The organism is Streptomyces sp. NPDC053560 (assembly GCF_044544605.1).
Lineage (GTDB): Bacteria > Actinomycetota > Actinomycetes > Streptomycetales > Streptomycetaceae > Streptomyces.
Genome location: NZ_JBITXI010000007.1, coordinates 423,067 through 440,487 on the forward strand (window position 1 = coordinate 423,067; position 17,421 = coordinate 440,487).

Annotated in this window: 14 protein-coding genes; 10 read left to right on the forward strand and 4 right to left on the reverse strand. The window is 72.3% G+C overall.

Going from position 1 to position 17,421, the window contains the following annotated elements:
- The first annotated feature begins 182 nt into the window (after positions 1-182).
- From ACIGQF_RS19630 to ACIGQF_RS19655, 6 genes are all read left to right on the forward strand, one after another.
- A complete protein-coding gene (locus tag ACIGQF_RS19630) occupies positions 183-338 on the forward strand; it encodes a hypothetical protein (protein WP_399711688.1) in 156 nt (51 codons plus the stop codon).
- Between the two features lie 303 nt (positions 339-641).
- On the forward strand, positions 642-3,521 hold the full coding sequence (leuS, locus tag ACIGQF_RS19635; RefSeq protein ID WP_399711600.1) for a leucine--tRNA ligase: 2,880 nt from the start codon (positions 642-644) through the stop codon (positions 3,519-3,521).
- Between the two features lie 155 nt (positions 3,522-3,676).
- Positions 3,677-4,420, forward strand: coding sequence for a hypothetical protein (locus ACIGQF_RS19640; protein ID WP_399711602.1), 744 nt, complete (start codon positions 3,677-3,679; stop codon positions 4,418-4,420).
- Positions 4,421-4,553: 133 nt separating this feature from the next.
- Positions 4,554-5,399 (forward strand): DegV family protein, encoded by an 846-nt coding sequence (locus ACIGQF_RS19645; RefSeq protein ID WP_399711604.1) that lies wholly within the window; start codon positions 4,554-4,556, stop codon positions 5,397-5,399.
- Between the two features lie 374 nt (positions 5,400-5,773).
- A complete protein-coding gene (locus ACIGQF_RS19650; RefSeq protein WP_399711606.1) occupies positions 5,774-6,544 on the forward strand; it encodes a helix-hairpin-helix domain-containing protein in 771 nt (256 codons plus the stop codon).
- Positions 6,541-9,426, forward strand: coding sequence for a ComEC/Rec2 family competence protein (locus tag ACIGQF_RS19655; RefSeq protein ID WP_399711608.1), 2,886 nt, complete (start codon positions 6,541-6,543; stop codon positions 9,424-9,426). Before ACIGQF_RS19650 ends, ACIGQF_RS19655 begins: the two co-directional genes overlap by 4 nt.
- Here the strand turns inward: ACIGQF_RS19655 and ACIGQF_RS19660 are convergent.
- On the reverse strand, positions 9,356-9,775 hold the full coding sequence (locus ACIGQF_RS19660; RefSeq protein WP_399711610.1) for a hypothetical protein: 420 nt from the start codon (positions 9,773-9,775) through the stop codon (positions 9,356-9,358). The genes ACIGQF_RS19655 and ACIGQF_RS19660 overlap by 71 nt on opposite strands.
- A 168-nt stretch (positions 9,776-9,943) precedes the next feature.
- Here ACIGQF_RS19660 and ACIGQF_RS19665 point away from each other — a divergent pair, with 168 nt between their 5' ends.
- Together ACIGQF_RS19665 and ACIGQF_RS19670 are read left to right on the forward strand one after the other, a co-directional pair.
- Positions 9,944-10,429: an RrF2 family transcriptional regulator gene (locus tag ACIGQF_RS19665; RefSeq protein ID WP_399711612.1), complete on the forward strand. Its 486-nt coding sequence runs from the start codon at positions 9,944-9,946 to the stop codon at positions 10,427-10,429.
- Positions 10,430-10,476: 47 nt separating this feature from the next.
- Positions 10,477-11,418 carry an arylamine N-acetyltransferase gene (locus ACIGQF_RS19670; protein WP_399711614.1) on the forward strand — a complete coding sequence of 314 codons (942 nt, stop codon included), beginning with the start codon at positions 10,477-10,479 and terminating at the stop codon, positions 11,416-11,418.
- A 153-nt stretch (positions 11,419-11,571) separates the two neighbouring features.
- Here the strand turns inward: ACIGQF_RS19670 and ACIGQF_RS19675 are convergent, their stop codons facing one another.
- The gene (locus ACIGQF_RS19675) at positions 11,572-11,823 is read right to left on the reverse strand and encodes a hypothetical protein (protein WP_362207583.1); all 252 of its coding nucleotides are present in this window, start codon (positions 11,821-11,823) and stop codon (positions 11,572-11,574) included.
- 143 nt (positions 11,824-11,966) lie between these two features.
- On the opposite strand from ACIGQF_RS19675, the gene holA reads away from it, so the two are divergent.
- Complete coding sequence (gene holA, locus ACIGQF_RS19680) at positions 11,967-12,953, forward strand: DNA polymerase III subunit delta (protein ID WP_399711617.1); 987 nt, start codon at positions 11,967-11,969, stop codon at positions 12,951-12,953.
- A gap of 223 nt (positions 12,954-13,176) precedes the next feature.
- On the opposite strand, the gene ACIGQF_RS19685 is transcribed toward holA, so the two are convergent.
- Positions 13,177-14,157 carry a hypothetical protein gene (locus tag ACIGQF_RS19685; RefSeq protein ID WP_399711619.1) on the reverse strand — a complete coding sequence of 327 codons (981 nt, stop codon included), beginning with the start codon at positions 14,155-14,157 and terminating at the stop codon, positions 13,177-13,179.
- A gap of 654 nt (positions 14,158-14,811) precedes the next feature.
- Positions 14,812-15,078 carry a 30S ribosomal protein S20 gene (rpsT, locus tag ACIGQF_RS19690; protein ID WP_361557529.1) on the reverse strand — a complete coding sequence of 89 codons (267 nt, stop codon included), beginning with the start codon at positions 15,076-15,078 and terminating at the stop codon, positions 14,812-14,814.
- Positions 15,079-15,383: 305 nt separating this feature from the next.
- Here rpsT and lepA point away from each other — a divergent pair, with 305 nt between their 5' ends.
- Positions 15,384-17,252, forward strand: a complete 1,869-nt coding sequence (lepA, locus tag ACIGQF_RS19695) for a translation elongation factor 4 (RefSeq protein WP_399711621.1) — start codon at positions 15,384-15,386, stop codon at positions 17,250-17,252.
- The last annotated feature ends 169 nt before the right edge of the window (positions 17,253-17,421 follow it).

Below are 17,421 nucleotides of genomic sequence, written 5' to 3' on the forward strand. Positions count from 1 at the left end.
GCGCGACCCGCTGCTAACGTCGGTCCGTTCGCGCCCCGCACACCCGCTCGGCCGTTCCTCGTCCCACGTGAACGCCACTGTCAATGCAGGACAGTTGATAGGCGCCCCGTGGTCATTTCTTGTCCGTCCTTGGACGCTTCTTGGCCATTCCATGTCCCTGGCGTGAACAGATCATCGAAAGAGTGACGCAGCGCGTGCGAGTGGCCGCCACTGCGTGCACGACCACCTCGCTGCGCAGCCTGGGCAAGGACAGCTCGTTGCACGCCGTCGTCGGCTACGACGACGTCACGGGCGTCGGCACGCCGGGCAGGGGCTACGTGGCCTCCTACCGGCCCTGAGGCCCCGTGTGCCGGGCCGCTGTCCGGTCCGGCATGTGGGACGGGGGCCCGTGCGAGGGAATCCTCGGCGCGGGCCCCTGGCGCCCTGCGGTACCCTGACGCCATGCGTGCCGTACGCCTTCTGCTTAGCGGGCCGCGCTGATCAGTACCGACCGGACCGGAGACTGCGAGGTCCGAGTCGGAATCGGCGCGGCGTCCCCTCCTGTGCGAGGGGCCTTTTTGTTTCCGGCGCCGACCGGCAAGAAGGTGCCCGCAAGGGGTGCGTTTCCGCAGGCAGAGACGATCGATGGAGCTTTGAGGACGATGAGCGAGACGACCACGGCCGCCGAGGCGGCGGCCCCGCACCGCTATACGGCCGCGCTGGCCGCGGACATCGAGGCACGCTGGCAGGACTTCTGGGACGCGAACGGCACCTACGAGGCGCCGAACCCCAGCGGTGACCTGGCCGGCGACCCGGAGCTGGCGGCAAGGCCGAAGAAGTTCATCATGGACATGTTCCCGTACCCCTCGGGTGCGGGCCTGCACGTCGGCCACCCCCTGGGCTACATCGCCACGGACGTCTACGCCCGCCACCAGCGCATGACGGGCCACAACGTCCTGCACACCCTGGGCTTCGACGCCTTCGGCCTGCCCGCCGAGCAGTACGCCGTCCAGACGGGCACCCACCCGCGGGTCTCCACCGAGGCCAACATCGTCAACATGAAGGCGCAGCTGCGCCGCCTGGGCCTGGGCCACGACCAGCGCCGTTCGGTCGAGACGATCGACCCGGCGTACTACAAGTGGACCCAGTGGATCTTCCTGCAGATCTTCAACTCCTGGTACGACGCCGAGGCCGGCAAGGCGCGCCCGATCGACGAGCTGGTCGCCCAGTTCGAGGCGGGGGAGCGGGAGACCCCGGACGGCCGCGCGTGGGCCGACCTGGCGGCCATCGAGCGCGCCAACATCCTGGGCGAGTACCGGCTGGCGTACGCCTCCGACGCGCCGGTCAACTGGTGCCCCGGCCTGGGCACCGTGCTGGCCAACGAGGAGGTCACCGCCGACGGCCGCTCCGAGCGCGGGAACTTCCCCGTCTTCAAGGCCAAGCTGCGCCAGTGGAACATGCGCATCACGGCCTACGCGGACCGCCTGCTGGACGACCTGGACGGGCTGGACTGGCCCGACGCGATCAAGCTGCAGCAGCGCAACTGGATCGGCCGCTCCGAGGGCGCGCGGGTCGACTTCCCCGTGGGCGGCCGGCGCATCACCGTCTTCACCACGCGCCAGGACACGCTGTTCGGCGCGACCTACATGGTGCTGGCCCCGGAGCACGAGCTGGTCTCCGGAGAGGACTCGATCGTCCCGGACGCCTGGCCCGAGGGCACGCACGACGTGTGGACCGGCGGCTACGCCACCCCGGCCGAGGCCGTCGCGGCCTACCGCAAGCAGGCCGCCTCGAAGTCCGACGTCGAGCGCCAGGCCGAGGCCAAGGACAAGACCGGCGTCTTCACCGGCGCGTACGCGACCAACCCGGTCAGCGGCGAGCAGGTCCCGGTCTTCATCGCCGACTACGTCCTGATGGGCTACGGCACCGGCGCGATCATGGCGGTCCCGGCGCACGACAGCCGCGACTTCGCCTTCGCGCGCGCCTTCGAACTGCCCATGCGCTGCGTGGTCGAGCCCTCGGACGACCGCGGCACGGACCCGGCCACTTGGGACGACGCGTTCTCCTCGTACGAGGCGAAGATCGTCAACTCGGCGTCCGAAGCCGTCTCCCTGGACGGTCTGTCGGTCACCGAGGCCAAGGCGAAGATCACCGAGTGGCTGGCCGGGCAGGGCATCGGCGAGGGAACCGTGAACTTCCGGCTGCGCGACTGGCTGTTCAGCCGGCAGCGCTACTGGGGCGAGCCCTTCCCGATCGTGTACGACGAGGACGGCGTGGCGCACGCGCTGCCCGAGTCGATGCTGCCGCTGGAGCTGCCCGAGGTCGAGGACTACTCCCCGCGCACCTTCGACCCGGACGACGCCAACACCTCCCCGGAGACCCCGCTGTCCCGGAACGAAGGGTGGGTCAACGTCGACCTGGACCTGGGCGACGGCCGGGGCGTGCGGCGCTACCGCCGCGAGACCAACACCATGCCCAACTGGGCCGGCTCCTGCTGGTACGAGCTGCGCTACCTGGACCCGAACAACGACCAGAAGCTGGTCGACCCGGCCATCGAGCAGTACTGGATGGGCCCGCGCGAGGGCCAGCCGCACGGCGGCGTCGACCTGTACGTGGGCGGCGCCGAGCACGCCGTGCTGCACCTGCTGTACGCGCGCTTCTGGTCCAAGGTGCTGTTCGACCTGGGGCACATCTCCTCGGCCGAGCCGTTCCACAAGCTGTACAACCAGGGCATGATCCAGGCCTTCGTGTACCGGGACAAGCGCGGCATCGCCGTCCCGGCGGCCGAGGTCGAGGAGCGCGACGGCGCGTACTACTACCAGGGCGAGAAGGTCAGCCGCGTCCTGGGCAAGATGGGCAAGTCCCTGAAGAACGCCGTCACTCCGGACGAGATCTGCCAGGAGTACGGCGCTGACACGCTGCGGCTGTACGAGATGGCGATGGGCCCGCTGGATGTCTCCCGCCCGTGGGACACCCGCGCCGTCGTCGGCCAGTACCGCCTGCTGCAGCGCCTGTGGCGCAACATCGTGGACGAGGCCACCGGCGAGGTCACCGTCTCGGACACCGAGCCGGACGAGGACACCCTGCGTGCCCTGCACAAGGCCATCGACGGCGTCAGCCAGGACATGGCCGGCCTGCGTTTCAACACCGCGATCGCCAAGATCACGGAGCTGAACAACCACCTGACGAAGGCCGGCGGCAGCGTCCCGCGCAGCGTCGCCGAGCAGCTGGTCCTGCTGGTCGCGCCGCTGGCCCCGCACATCGGTGAGGAGCTGTGGCGCAAGCTGGGCCACACCGACTCCGTGGTGCACGCGGACTTCCCGGTCGCCGACCCGGCGTACGTCGTGGACGAGACCGTGACCTGCGTCGTGCAGATCAAGGGCAAGGTCAAGGCCCGCCTGGAGGTCTCGCCGGCCATCTCGGACGCGGACCTGGAGGCGGCGGCGCTGGCCGAGCCCGCGGTCGTGACGGCGCTGGGCGGTGCCGGCATCCGCAAGGTGATCGTCCGGGCGCCGAAGCTGGTCAACATCGTTCCGGCATGATCCGGCCCGGGGCGCGCCCGTCCGGCGGGCGCGCCCCGGGGAAGACCACTAGGGGCAGGTTGGGGGTTCTTGGGGAACCCTTGACCTGCCGGGCCCGTTTACGGTGGGAGAAGGAAGCCGTCCGCCCGGCGGCCGAGCCCACGTGAGGGAAGCCCATGACCACCGTGCTCGTGATCCTCGCCCTGCTCTTCGTGCTGTTCGTCGCGGCAGGGGTCTTCGTGACGGTCAAGGCCGTCTCGGCGGCCAAGCGCGGGGTGGACCGTACGGTCGCGCAGGCCCGCCGCACCGTCGAGGACACCACGCTGCGCGCCCGCCGGTACACCCAGACCGGCCCCGCCGGGCAGCTGGCGGAGCTGCGGCACTCCCTGCGCACGTCGATGCGCGCCACCCAGGAGGCGCTGCGTACGGCGTCCGCCGAGGACCAGTCGCTGCAGGAAGCGCTGAATCTCTTCGGGCGGCTCAGTGCGCACGGCCATGAGCTGGACGACGAACTGAAGCGACTGGAGCGCGAGCCGGACCGGGCGCGCATCGCCGAATGCCTCCCCGAACTGCGCGACCGCGTGGAGCGCTGCACGCACGCCGCGGATTCGCTGCGCTGGGCGGCCCAGGACCGGGCCCGCCGGTTCGCCGACGACGACCTGAGCGCGCTGACGGGGCAGATCGACATGGAGGCCGGCGCACTGCGGCACTGGACGCCCGCGCCCGGTGCCGGCGAGACCACGCACGACCGGGGCGCGGGCGCCGCGCAGGATCCGCTCGCCGCGTGGCCGCCGCCCGAGCAGCCCGCCACGTCCGAGGGCCGGGCCGAGGAGAGCCCGCGGGCCCTCAATGCCCCCGATCCGCGCGTACAGGCCCCGTACCCCTGGCAGAAGACGGCCCGTCCGGAGAGCACGGGCTGACGCGGCACCGTAGAGCACGGGCTGACGGTCGCACCGTCAAGATTGGCTGTGGCGCATCGCTCGGGAATGGGAGAGGATCTTGAAAGAGGGCCCGCACTGTCGGGCTCCGGGATCCCCGGATAACCTCCCAGTCATGTCCCGCCATGTCGCGATCGTCACCGATTCAACGGCCTACCTGCCGCGGGCGGCGCTGGAGCGCCACGGCATCACGGCAGTGCCGCTGACCGTCGTCCTCGGCGACGAGGCTCTGGAAGAGGGAACGGAGATCTCGGCCAAGTCGGTCGCGCACGCGCTGCAGAAGCGAAAATACGTCACCACCTCCCGCCCGGCGCCCGAATCGTTCGCCGAAACGTACCGCGAGGTCGCGGCCGCCGGCGCGAGCGGCATCGTCTCCCTCCACCTCTCCTCGGAGTTCTCCGGCACGTACGACGCGGCGGTACTGGCCGCCAAGGAGGCGCCGGTCCCGGTACGCGTCGTGGACACCGGCATGGTCGCCATGGCACTGGGCTTCTGCGCTCTGGCCGCCGCCGAGGTCGCACAGGCCGGCGGAGACATCGACGAGGCGGTCGCCGCGGCCGAGAAGCGCGCCGAAGGCACCTCCGCGTACTTCTACGTCGACACCCTGGAGTACCTGCGCCGCGGCGGCCGTATCGGTGCCGCCCAGGCCCTGCTGGGCTCCGCGCTCGCGGTCAAGCCCCTGCTCCAGCTGACCGACGGGCGCATCGAGCTGCTGGAGAAGGTCCGCACCGCCTCCAAGGCCATCGCACGTCTGGAGGAGATCGCGGCGGAAAGGGCGGGTACGGATCCGGTCGATGTCGCGGTGCACCACCTCGCGGCGACCGAGCGCGCCGACGCCCTGGCCGACCGCCTCCGCGCCCGCGTACCGGGCCTGGCCGACCTGCACGTCAGCGAGGTCGGCGCGGTGATCGGCGCGCACACGGGACCGGGGCTGCTCGGGGTCGTGCTCTCGCCGCGGTAGACGGCGCTGGTGGCTGGTCCCGGTGGCGGGTCCCGTGGTCGGCTCTGGTGGTCGGTCCTCGCGGTCGGCGCGATTCCCTCGATCGGGGGGCCGAGTTATCCACAACTCCCGGGTTATCCACGGAATTCGACGGTGATCGACGCGATCGGCGGAATGTCTCTAGCGTCGTCGGCATGACTTCGCGATCTTCTTCCTCGGCCCATGTTCCCGCTCCCGACTCCGAGCGTCCGCAGCGTCGATCGGACCGTCCCTCGAACAGTGCGGGGGACCGTCCACCGGCCCGCCCGCCGGACCCACCACCGCCATCCGGTCTCTTGTCCTCGTCATCCGCGCCCTTTGCCTCTTCACCCGGTTTCGTCCCGCCGGCTTCGGCGGTGTGCGGGACATCGGCGCCATCCAGCTGGCGGATCGCGCTGCAGGAGCGCCTGCCGTTATGGGTGCAACTGCGCTGCGGCACGGACCCGAAGGCGCTCGGCGCGCTCGCCGTCGTGCTCCTGATCGCCGTGGCCTTCGCCGTCCATCACTTCTGGACCGCCCGACCCCAGGCCGTACGGGCGCCGGCCGCCCAGCACGCCTCCGTACCCGCCCCGAGCAGCGCCGTGAGCGCGGCCGGCGTACCGACCGCCGCCCCGGCCCGCCGCATCGTCGTGGACATCGCCGGCAAGGTGCGCCGACCCGGCATCCACCGCCTTCCGCAGGGCGCCCGGGTCGCCGACGCGCTGCGTGCCGCGGGCGGTGTGCTCCCCGGGACGAGCACTCGCGCGCTGAACCGCGCCCGCCTCCTGGTGGACGGCGAACAGATCATCGTCGGGGCGCGGGTCGCCGCCCCGCCGGGACCGGGCGGGCAGCCCGCTGCCGGTGCCGCCGGTTCTGCAGGTGCTCCGGCGGCTTCGGGCGCGGCGGGCGGTTCAAGTGTGCCGGGCGGCTCTGCCGGAGCGGGCACGGCCCCGGCCGGACCGGTCAGCCTGAACTCCGCGACCGCTGAGCAACTCGACACCCTCCCAGGCGTCGGCCCCGTACTCGCCCAGCACATCATCGACTTCCGCACCCAGCACGGCGGCTTCACCTCCATCGACCAACTGCAGGAGGTCAATGGCATCGGCGACCGCCGCTTCGCCGACCTGCGCCCCCTGGTGCAGCCATGACCATCCCTCGCGCCCCGGCCTCCGCGTACGGTCCGACCTCACCGGGGCAGGCGGACTCCTCACCGGGGCGGGCCGACTTCTCAACGGCCGTGTCGGCTGCGCCGGTCGGGCCGGTCGAGCCGACCGGGGAGGCCGGGCCGGAGGCCCAGCGGTCGGTGGTGTCGCCGGGCGAAGGGCCCGCGGACCTGCGGCTGGTCGCGCCCGCGCTCGCCGCCTGGGGGGCCGCGGCGCTGGCCCTGGACGCGCCTGTCCACCTGCTTGTCCTGACGGGCGCCGGCGCCCTGGTCCTGGCCGGTCTCGTGCTCTCGCGGGCCGTACGCCGTCGTGCGGGGACGCTGGTCGCGGTGGCCGCTGTACTGCTCTGCGCGGTGGCCGGCGCGGCCTCGGCGGCACTCCAGGGGGCCGATCTGCGTCGCGGCCCGGTGCCCCGGCTCGCCCATGAGTACGCGCAAGCCACCGTCGAGCTGGAGGTGGCCGAGGACCCGCACCTCGCCCGGCAGCGAGTACGCGGGGCTCAACGGATGCCGCCCGCTGTCGTGTTCGACGCCGAGGTGCGGCGCGTCACCGCACCGGACGGCGCGGTGACCATCGCCCGCACCCCTGTCCTCGTCGTCGTCCCGCAGCGGCAAGGCCGGCAGGGCGAGGAGGGCCGGCAGGAAGGGCAGGGGCGGGAGGGCGGCCGGGGTACGGCGGCCGGCTCCGGCGCCTGGCGAGCGCTGTTGCCTTCCACGCGTATCCGGGTCGAGGCCCGGTTCGCGCCGCCGCTGCCGCCCGGCGACCGTACGGCCGCCGTGCTGCGGGTGGCCGCCGACGCACCACCGCCGCGGCGCATCGGCGGCCCCACACCCCTGCAACGGTTCGCCGGCTCCCTTCGGGCAGGACTGCGCCACGCCTCCGAGGACCTGCGTCCCGATGCCCGCGCGCTGCTCCCGGGGCTCGTCGTGGGAGACACCTCCCGTGTGACACCGGAGTTGGACGACGCCTTCCGGGCCACCGACCTGACGCATCTGCTCGCCGTCTCCGGCAGCAACCTCACCATCGTGCTGGCCCTGCTCATCGGCCCGCCGCACCTCGCCGTACGCGCCGAACGCCGCGGTATCGCGCCCCGGCTGGGCCTCTCGCTGCGCACCACGGCGGTGATCGGCGGCGCGGTGGCGCTCGCCTTCGTCGTCGTGTGCCGGCCGGACCCCAGCGTGCTGCGCGCCGCCGCGTGCGGCCTGATCACCCTCCTCGCCATCGGCTCAGGACGCCGCCGGACGCTGCTCCCCGCGCTCGCCGCCGCCGTCCTGCTGCTCGTCCTCTACGACCCCTGGCTGGCCCGGAGTTACGGCTTCCTGCTCTCCGTACTGGCCACCGGCGCCCTGCTCACCCTCGCGCCCCGCTGGAGCGCCGCCCTCCAACGGCGGCGCTTTCCGCCCCGCCTCGCCGAGGTGATCGCCGCGGCCGCCGCTGCGCAGGCCGTGTGCGCGCCGGTCATCGCCGTGCTCGCCGCCCGCGTCGGGCTGGTTGCCGTGCCCTGCAACCTGCTCGCCGAGGTGGCTGTGGCGCCCGCGACCGTGCTCGGGTTCGCGGCACTGGCCGTCGCGCCCGTCCTGCCGCCGCTCGCCACCGCGCTCGCCTGGTGCGCGGGGTGGCCTGCCGAGTGGATCGCGGTCATCGCCCGTACGGGAGCCGCGCTGCCCGGCGCCGAATTCGGCTGGCCGGGCGGCTGGGCCGGGGGCTTCCTGCTGGCCGCTGCCACCGTCGTCCTGGTACCGGTTGCCCGGACCCTGCTGCGGCGCCGCGGGCTGTGCGTCGCCTGCGCCCTGCTGCTGGTCGTCCTCGTCGTCCGGCCCGCACCGCTGAGCCGGATCGTCACGGGCTGGCCGCCGCCCGGCTGGCTGCTGGCCGTGTGCGACGTCGGCCAGGGGGACGGACTGGTGCTCGCCACCGGGCCCGGCAGCGCGCTGGTCGTGGACACCGGCCCCGACCCCCGCGCCATGGACCGCTGCCTCCAGAAGCTGGACGTACGCCGGATCCCGCTGCTCGTCCTCACCCACTTCCACGCCGACCATGTCGACGGCCTCACCGGGGCGCTCCGCGGACGCAGCGTGGGCGCGCTGGAGACCACCACCCGGGAGGACCTGCCGGACCAGGCGGCGTTCGTACGGAAGGCGGCAGCCGCCCATGGCGTACCGATGCTCCCGGCCGTGCCGGGGGAGCGGCGCCGGACGGGCCCCGTGACCTGGGAAGTCCTCTGGCCTCCGCCTCCGCCCCCGACCTGGACCCCGGGCGCGTTCCCGGCTCCAGATGCGGCGTCCCCGGTCCCTGACCCGACCTCGACGCCGGCTGAGCAGGCCGACGGCCCACCCACCCCGCCGCCCACCGGCTTCATGCCCGAGGGGCCCAACAACGCCAGCGTCACGCTCCTCGTGCGTACTGCCGGGCTGACCGTTCTCCTGCTCGGTGACCTCGAACCACCGGCACAGCAGGCGCTGCTGGCGGCGCACCCCGGCCTCCGGGCGGTCGACGTGCTCAAGGTCGCCCACCACGGTTCCGCCTACCAGGACCCCGCGCTCATGGGGGCGTTGGCGCCGCGGCTCGCCGTGATCAGCGCGGGCGCCGGGAACACGTACGGGCATCCCGCCCCCAGTACGCTCGCCGCGCTCCGCTCACAGGGCGCCAGGGTGCTGCGTACGGACACCGACGGCGCGATCGCCGTGACGGGCAGCGCCACCACCGGCCTCGCCGGCGTGACCAGCAACGGCAGACGCCGGTATCCGGTACGCCGACGTCCGGTGCCGCCGCGATCGATGCGCGGCCCGACGGGCGTCAGGGACGGCATACGGAGGCCGACAGGCTCCGGCCGTCGGCGCAGGGCACGTGTTTGTACATCCGCATGACGTTCTTGCCCGTGTCGGAGTTCAGGTAGGTCAGGAACTTCGCTGCGAGCGAGCCGTCCGCCGGATGCCCGTAGGTGTAGAGGAACTCCACGGTCCAGAAGGGGTATTCATGCTGCTGTCCCCACTCGATGTCGGGCTCGTGCCCGTCCAGCCGGATGGCGATGAGGTGCGGCCGCTTGGCCGCCGCGTAGGTCTCGGCGTAACCGATCGCGCCCGCCACCCGGTCCACCGTGTCGAGCAGCCCCGTCGTGCTGTTCACCTCGCAGCGCGTCACGCGGGCCCGCTCGTCCCGGTCCTTGTCGGTGCAGTCGTACGACGACACCACGCCCGACTCCGAATGGTGCAGCACCCGCCCCGGACCCCGGCGGGGGTCCTGGGCGGGGCTCCTGTAGGGAGGCGGTGTCGCGAGAGCGCACGCTTCGGCAAGGCTTCACCAGAGGTTCAGCCGCCGTCCGGCGGGGCCGGGGGCGCCCGGAGCGGGATCCGGAGGAGAACCCGGATATGTAAACTCCAGAATATGAGGATGAGTGAGGGCGTCGAGTGGGGGCTGCACTGCTGCGTGACGCTGGCCTGGCTCGGTGACGACCGGCCCGTGTCCACGGCGAGGCTGGCCGCCTTCTTCGATCTGCCGGCCGCGTACTTGAACAAGCGCCTCCAGTCGCTCGTACGGGCCGGGATCCTCAGCTCGACGCCGGGCGCGCGGGGCGGCTTCCGGCTCGCCCGGCCGCCGGAGGCGATCACGCTCATGGATGTGGTGGCGGCGGTCGAGGGGCCGGACGAGGCGTTCCGGTGCGCGGAGATCCGGCAGCAGGGGGCGGGTGCCGAGCTGTCGGGGCGCGACTTCCGGCAGCCGTGCGGCATCGCCACGGCCATGCGCCGGGCCGAGCTGGCCTGGCGCCGGGAGCTGGCGGCGCAGACCCTCGCCGACATCCTCGCCGCGGCCCCGGACGCGGCGGCCGACCGGGCCCGCCGCTGGTTCGCCCTGGAGAGGACGGACAGCTGATGGGTACGGAGGCGAACGCGGGGAGGAACGGGGCGACGGACGCGAGGATGGACGCGAAGACGGACGCGGGAGCCGTTCCGGCCGCCCCCGCCCGTGCTGGGGGCACTCTCCGTGCTGGGGGCACTCTCCGTGCTGAGGACGTCGACGCGTATCTGCGGCGGATCGGGGGCGAGCGGCCCGCTGTGCCCGATGTCGAGGCGTTGCGGCGGCTGCACGTCCAGCATCTGCGCACGGTGCCGTTCGAGAATCTCTCCGTGCATCTCGGTGAGGAGGTCGTGCTCACCGAGCGAGCGTTGCTGGACAAGATCGTTCGGGACCGCCGGGGTGGCTTCTGCTACGAACTCAACGGCGCGTTCGCGATGCTGCTGACCGCGCTGGGGTACGACGCCGAGCTGCTGTCAGGGCGGGTGTACGGCCCGGACGGGCGGCTGGGCATCCCGTACGATCACGCGGCCGTGCGCGTCCGTACGGCTGACGGGCCGATGCTGGCCGACGTCGGGTTCGGGCGGCACAGCCACTACCCGCTGCGGCTGGACACGGCCGAGGAGCAGGCCGAGCCGGGCGGAGTCTTCCGATTCGTGGCGGTGGACCCGTTCGCGGCGGGGGACGAGCTTGCGGCGGCGGACGGGTTCGTGGCGTCGGGCGAGTGCGCGGCGCCGGGTGCGGGCGATCTTGACGTACTGAGGGACGGGGCGCCGCAGTACCGGCTCGAACTGCGGCCGCGGGCGCTCGGCGACTTCGAGGCGGGCTGCTGGTGGCAGACCACCTCGCCGAAGTCGCACTTCACGCAGTCGCTGGTCTGCTCGCGGCTCACCGACGACGGCGGGCGGATCACGCTCTCGGGCCGTACGTTCGTGAGCACGGCGCCCGACGGCAGCCGGACGGAGCGCGAGCTCCCCGAGGACGAGCTGCTCGCCGCCTACCGCACCCACTTCGGCATCACCCTCGACCGGGCGCCGGTCGCACCGGTCCCGCCGATACCGCGGTAGGCCCGGCCCCGGCCTCAGTCCCAGTGCCAGACCGGCCCCGGCCTCGGTCCCGGCCCCCGTCCCAGTCCGGCCTCAGTCCCGGCCCCGGTCCCGGTCCGGCGTCGGTCCCGGCCCCGGTCCCGGTCCGGCCACAGCCGTGACGCGACGGCTCGGCTAGGAGCGTTCCGGTTCCAGCCAGCCTTCGTATTCGGCGGCCAGGGTGTCCAGGGTGGCCGGGTCGCAGGTGGAGCCGGGGTCCTCCAGGACGACCAGCCACTGCGCGTCCTCGGCGTCGTCCTCGCCGGCCAGGGCATCCCGTACGAGCTGCGGCTCCTGGGCCACGCCGTACTCCTCGGTCAGCACCTCGGCCACTTCCTCGGCCGCGTCCCGGTCGGGCAGCACCAGTACATGTCGAACATCGCTCACCCCGCCATTGTCCGACAGCGGTGAACGCCCCCGGCGGGGTGGTGGGTGAGCGTGACTGTCGAGGTGGTGGGTGAGGCTGACCGCCGAGGTGATGGGGCGGTCGCGGGCCGGAGTGTCGGTGGCGCGTGGGATGCTGTTCGGCGATGGCCAGGAAGACAGCAAACGACGACCCCCTCGCGCCCGTCACGATCGCCGTGGGGCAGGAAGACCTGCTGCTCGACCGTGCGGTGCAGCAGGTGGTGGCGGCCGCTCGGGCCGCCGACGCGGACACCGACGTGCGCGACCTCACCCCCGACCAGCTGCAGCCGGGCACGCTGGCCGAGCTGACCAGCCCGTCGCTCTTCGCCGAGCGCAAGGTCGTGGTCGTGCGCCAGGCCCAGGACCTCTCCGCGGACACGATCAAGGACGTCAAGGCGTACCTCGGTTCGCCGGCCGAGGAGATCACGCTGGTGCTGCTGCACGCGGGCGGCGCGAAGGGCAAGGGGCTGCTGGACGCCGCGCGCAAGATCGGGGCGCGTGAGGTCGCCTGTCCGAAGATGACCAAGCCCGCCGACCGGCTGTCGTTCGTGCGGGGGGAGTTCCGTACGGCGGGGCGGTCGGCGACGCCGGAGGCGTGCCAGGCGCTGGTGGATGCCATCGGCAGTGACCTGCGGGAACTGGCCTCGGCCTGTGCGCAGCTCGCGGCGGATGTCGAGGGCACGATCGACGACGCGGTGGTCGCGCGGTACTACACCGGCCGGGCCGAGGCCTCCAGCTTCACGGTGGCCGACCGGGCGGTCGAGGGGCGCGCGGCCGAGGCGCTGGAGGCGTTGCGCTGGGCGGTCTCGACCGGGGTCGCGCCCGTCATGATCACCAGCGCGCTGGCGCAGGGCGTCCGGGCCATCGGCAAGCTGGCCTCCGCGCCGCGCGGGGCCCGGCCCGGGGATCTCGCGCGGGAGCTGGGCATGCCGCCGTGGAAGATCGACCGAGTGCGGCAGCAGATGCGCGGCTGGTCGGCGGACGGCGTGGCGGTGGCGCTGCGCGCGGTCGCCGAGGCCGACGCGGGAGTCAAGGGCGGCGGCGACGATCCGGAGTACGCGCTGGAGAAGGCGGTCGTCACGATTGCCCGAGCGGCCCGCTCCCGCCGCTGACCCTGGGCCCTGACGGGCCTGGATGCCGACAGCGACGGGGGCGGGGTTCCCGGCAGCCACCCAGTCCGTACCGGGCTGCCCTGCCCCTCGGGCGGCGGCCACGCCGGGCAGCCGTCTCCGCTGGTCGGCGAACGGGGCGCCCGGGCGAGCGCCGGTGCGCCGCACCCCGCCCGCGCGCCGGTGCGCCGCACCCCGCCCGCGCGCCCGGTCCGGCCGCGGGACCTCAGCTCTTCAGCTTCTGGAGGGTTTCCGTGGCGCTGGTGCGGAGCATGTCGGCGACCTCGTCGGAGCTGGGGCTGTCGGCGCTGTCGCTGCTGGAGTAGCTGGACCAGGCCGTCTCGTACGTCAGCCAGCCGTCCCGGATGCCGAGCACGACGTACGTGCTCTTGCTGTCGGTGGACTCCGCGCGGCTCACCAGGTACGCCTCGTCGCCGATGCCCTGGACGGGCGTGACCTTGTAGTCGGTGGACGACTCCTGCTGCTCGTACGACCGGTACTGTGCCGCGAACTCGGGGCCCGGGTCGGTCTTCTTGTGCAGGAACGCCTTCGTGTAGACGAAGTTGGTGGAGTAGTCGTCGCTGCCCGCGTCCTCCGGGACCAGGTCGGCGTTGCACCACATCGAGTCCAGGGCCGGGGCCTGGTGGCCGCTGGCCGCGGGGTTCTCGCCCGCGCTGGTGGAGGTGCTGCTGTCCTCCATCTTGTAGCGCGCGTCCTCGAACGGCGCCCAGGAGGTCGAGCCGCAGAGGTCCGCCTTGTAGGCGTAGCCGCGCAGGTCGGGGCTGGGCTCTCCGCCGAAGCCGCCGGTCGAGAAGACCACGCCGGCCCAGACGGCCGAGGCGACCACGGCTCCGCCGATGGCCCAGAGCCAGGCGGGTACTCCCTTGCCGCCGGTGGTGGGGGCGCCCGCCGGGGCGCTGCCGTAGCCCCCGGGCGTGCCGGCGGGGACGCCGCCGGGCATGATCGGGGCGCCGTGCGGGGCCGGGTAGCCGTAGCCGGCCGGCGGCTGGCCGTACGGGTTCGGCTGCGGCGGCTGACCGTAGGGGTTCGTCGACTGCGGCGACTGCGGGCCTTGAGGCGACTGCGGGCCCTGGGGCTGCTGCGGAATGTGGGAGGGCGGAGGCGGTGGTCCCTGAGGCGCCGGCTCCTGGGGAGGCTGTGGCGGCTGCTGGGCGTACGGATTGGGCTGTTCCCCCGAGTTGGACATGAGCGGCAGGGTAGCCGACAGGAATCGGCCACCGCTGCCCTGCCCACGGCCTGGACCTTTCCCCCGGCGCGACCCCGCCCCCCCCCGAAGTCGTCGGCCCCGCGCCACCTCCGCAACACGGAAACCCCTGCCCCCGTGCCGCCCCCCCCCGCAACCCGGAGAACCCCGCTCCCACACCAGCCGCCCCGCCCCTCCCCGCAACGCCGAAATCCCCCCTCCGGCTGGCCGCCCCCCGCCACGCCAACCCCCCACTCCGGCTGCCCGCCCCCCCCCGCAACGCCAAGATCCCCGCCCCACTCCTCCCTGACCTCCCGCCTCCTGCACCTCCCGCCCCTCCTGCACCTCCCGCCCCTCCTGCACCTCCCGCCCCTCCTGCACCTCCCGCCCCCAACGCCAAAAACCCCGCCCAGCCCTGGGGAAGGGCCGGACGGGGTTCTCGGGATGGTTCTCGTGCGCCGCACCCGCGTGGCGAACGCAGGCCGTGTGCGGCGCGGGGTGCCGGGGAGGAGCGGAGAGAGGGGCCGCTGGGCCCTCACCGGCGGTGAAGCGGTAAAGCGGTGAAGCAGGGTGGCTGCCGTGGAGGTCAGGACCGTACGGTCAGGACCCGGGTCGGCGGCCGCAAGACCTGGAAGGCCTCACTGAAGCACCGGAAGGTCAGGCCTTGATGGAGGCGACCTTCTTCGCGAGCGCCGACTTCTTGTTGGCGGCGGCGTTCTTGTGGATGACACCCTTGCTGACGGCCTTGTCGAGCTTCTTGCCGGCCTCAGCCTGGGCGGCGGTGGCCTTCTGCAGGTCACCGGCCTCCACGGCCTCACGGGTGCGACGGATCGCGGTCTTCAGAGTCGACTTGACAGCCTTGTTGCGCTGACGAGCCTTCTCGTTGGTCTTGATCCGCTTCATCTGGGACTTGATGTTCGCCACGAAAGAGCCTTTTCAGGTTCGTTGGATTCCGGGCGGCCGAGCGGCAGCTCGTCCGGCTCCGGGCTTTCTGCGTGTCGCGTACATGAGAGGGCACGAAACACGGTGGACCAGGCTACCAGCAGGGGTAACGGCCGCCCAAACCGGACCCTGGGCCCCGCGGCGGCCGCGCCGGCCCCGCTCCCTCCCGGCGGTCCCGCGCCTCCCGATCAGTTTGGGGCCGCAGCTCATGGGACGATAGGGAGGACGAAATACCCGAGTCCCGCCTACCGCGTTTTCTGACCCGCGTTCTCTGAATGGACCACTGCGTGCCCGCGACCCCTACGAACGTGCCGGAGCCGAGCCGTACCGACCCGGCTCTCATCCGTAACTTTTGCATCATCGCGCACATCGACCACGGCAAGTCGACGCTTGCCGACCGGATGCTCCAGCTGACGGGAGTCGTGGAGCAGAGGCAGATGCGCGCGCAGTACCTCGACCGCATGGACATCGAGCGTGAGCGGGGCATCACGATCAAGTCCCAGGCGGTCCGGCTGCCCTGGGCTCGTACGGATGAGGAGAACGGGCAGACCCACATCCTCAACATGATCGACACCCCCGGCCACGTCGACTTCACGTACGAGGTCTCGCGGTCGCTCGCGGCCTGCGAGGGGTGCATTCTGCTCGTCGACGCCGCTCAGGGGATCGAGGCGCAGACGCTCGCCAACCTGTATCTGGCGATGGAGCACGATCTGCAGATCATCCCCGTGCTCAACAAGATCGACCTGCCGGCGGCGCAGCCGGAGAAGTTCGCCGCCGAGCTGGCGAACCTGGTCGGCTGCGAGCCCGAGGACGTCCTGAAGGTCTCGGCGAAGACCGGCGTGGGCGTGGACGAGCTGCTGGACAAGGTCGTGCGGGACGTGCCCGCGCCGGTGGGCGTGAAGGACGCGCCGGCCCGCGCGATGATTTTCGACTCGGTGTATGACGCGTACCGCGGTGTCGTCACCTACGTAAAGGTCGTCGACGGCACGCTCAGCAAGCGCGAGCGCATCCGGATGATGTCCACCGGCGCCGCGCACGAGCTGCTGGAGATCGGCACGAACTCGCCGGAGATGACGGCGGCGGACGGGCTGTCGGTGGGCGAGGTCGGTTACCTGATCACGGGTGTGAAGGACGTCCGGCAGTCCAAGGTGGGTGACACGATCACCCAGCTCAACAAGGGTGCGACGGAGGCGCTCGGGGGCTACAAGGACCCGAAGCCGATGGTGTTCTCCGGGCTGTACCCGCTGGACGGCTCGGACTACCCGGAGCTGCGCGAGGCGCTGGACAAGCTGCAGCTGAACGACGCGGCGCTGGTGTACGAGCCGGAGACCTCGGCCGCGCTGGGCTTCGGTTTCCGCGTGGGCTTCCTCGGCCTGCTGCACCTGGAGGTCATCCGGGAGCGGCTGGAGCGCGAGTTCGGGCTGGAGCTCATCGCGACCGCGCCGAACGTGGTCTACGGCGTGACCATGGAGGACGGCACCGAGCACGAGGTGACCAACCCCAGCGAGTTCCCCAGCGGCAAGATCGCGGAGGTGCAGGAGCCGGTCGTCCGGGCCACGATCCTGACCCCGAGCGACTTCATCGGTGCCGTCATGGAGCTGTGCCAGAACCGCCGCGGCAACCTGCTCGGCATGGACTACCTCTCCGAGGACCGGGTCGAGATCCGCTACACCCTGCCCCTCGCCGAGGTCGTCTTCGACTTCTTCGACCAGCTGAAGTCCAAGACCCGCGGTTACGCGTCGCTGGATTACGAGCCCACCGGCGACCAGGTCGCCGACCTGGTCAAGGTCGACATCCTGCTGATGGGCGACCAGGTCGACGCCTTCTCCGCGATCTGCCACAAGGACAAGGCGTACGCGTACGGCGTCCGGCTGGTCTCCAAGCTGCGCGAACTGATCCCGCGGCAGGCCTTCGAGGTGCCGGTGCAGGCCGCCATCGGCAGCCGGGTCATCGCCCGCGAGACCATCCGCGCCATCCGCAAGGACGTCCTCGCCAAGTGCTACGGCGGTGACATCTCCCGTAAGCGGAAGCTGCTGGAGAAGCAGAAGGAGGGCAAGAAGCGGATGAAGATGGTGGGAAGTGTGGAGGTTCCGCAGGAAGCCTTCATCTCGGTGCTCTCCTCGGACTCCGATGGTGACTCCAAGGGCAAGAAGTAACGCCACAGGGTGACCGCCGCGCATCGGCGGGACACCGCTGAGCGGTGCAGGGCGTCCGTTCCCGGTCGGGGCGGGCGCCCTTCGCTTTCCGGTCCCGCCGCCGGTCACGCGGTGCGCGCCGGTCCGCCGGAAGATCTCTCCGGTCCGATTCGGGAAAAGTGTCGAAAAG

Bases quoted from the DNA above. Each gene is read 5' to 3' on its own strand.
- leuS (WP_399711600.1), top strand. From the start codon at position 642: ATGAGCGAGACGACCACGGCCGCCGAGGCGGCGGCCCCGCACCGCTAT.
- ACIGQF_RS19640 (WP_399711602.1), top strand. From the start codon at position 3,677: ATGACCACCGTGCTCGTGATCCTCGCCCTGCTCTTCGTGCTGTTCGTC.
- ACIGQF_RS19645 (WP_399711604.1), top strand. From the start codon at position 4,554: ATGTCCCGCCATGTCGCGATCGTCACCGATTCAACGGCCTACCTGCCG.
- ACIGQF_RS19655 (WP_399711608.1), top strand. From the start codon at position 6,541: ATGACCATCCCTCGCGCCCCGGCCTCCGCGTACGGTCCGACCTCACCG.
- ACIGQF_RS19665 (WP_399711612.1), top strand. From the start codon at position 9,944: ATGAGGATGAGTGAGGGCGTCGAGTGGGGGCTGCACTGCTGCGTGACG.
- ACIGQF_RS19670 (WP_399711614.1), top strand. From the start codon at position 10,477: ATGGACGCGAAGACGGACGCGGGAGCCGTTCCGGCCGCCCCCGCCCGT.
- holA (WP_399711617.1), top strand. From the start codon at position 11,967: ATGGCCAGGAAGACAGCAAACGACGACCCCCTCGCGCCCGTCACGATC.
- ACIGQF_RS19685 (WP_399711619.1), bottom strand. From the start codon at position 14,157: ATGTCCAACTCGGGGGAACAGCCCAATCCGTACGCCCAGCAGCCGCCA.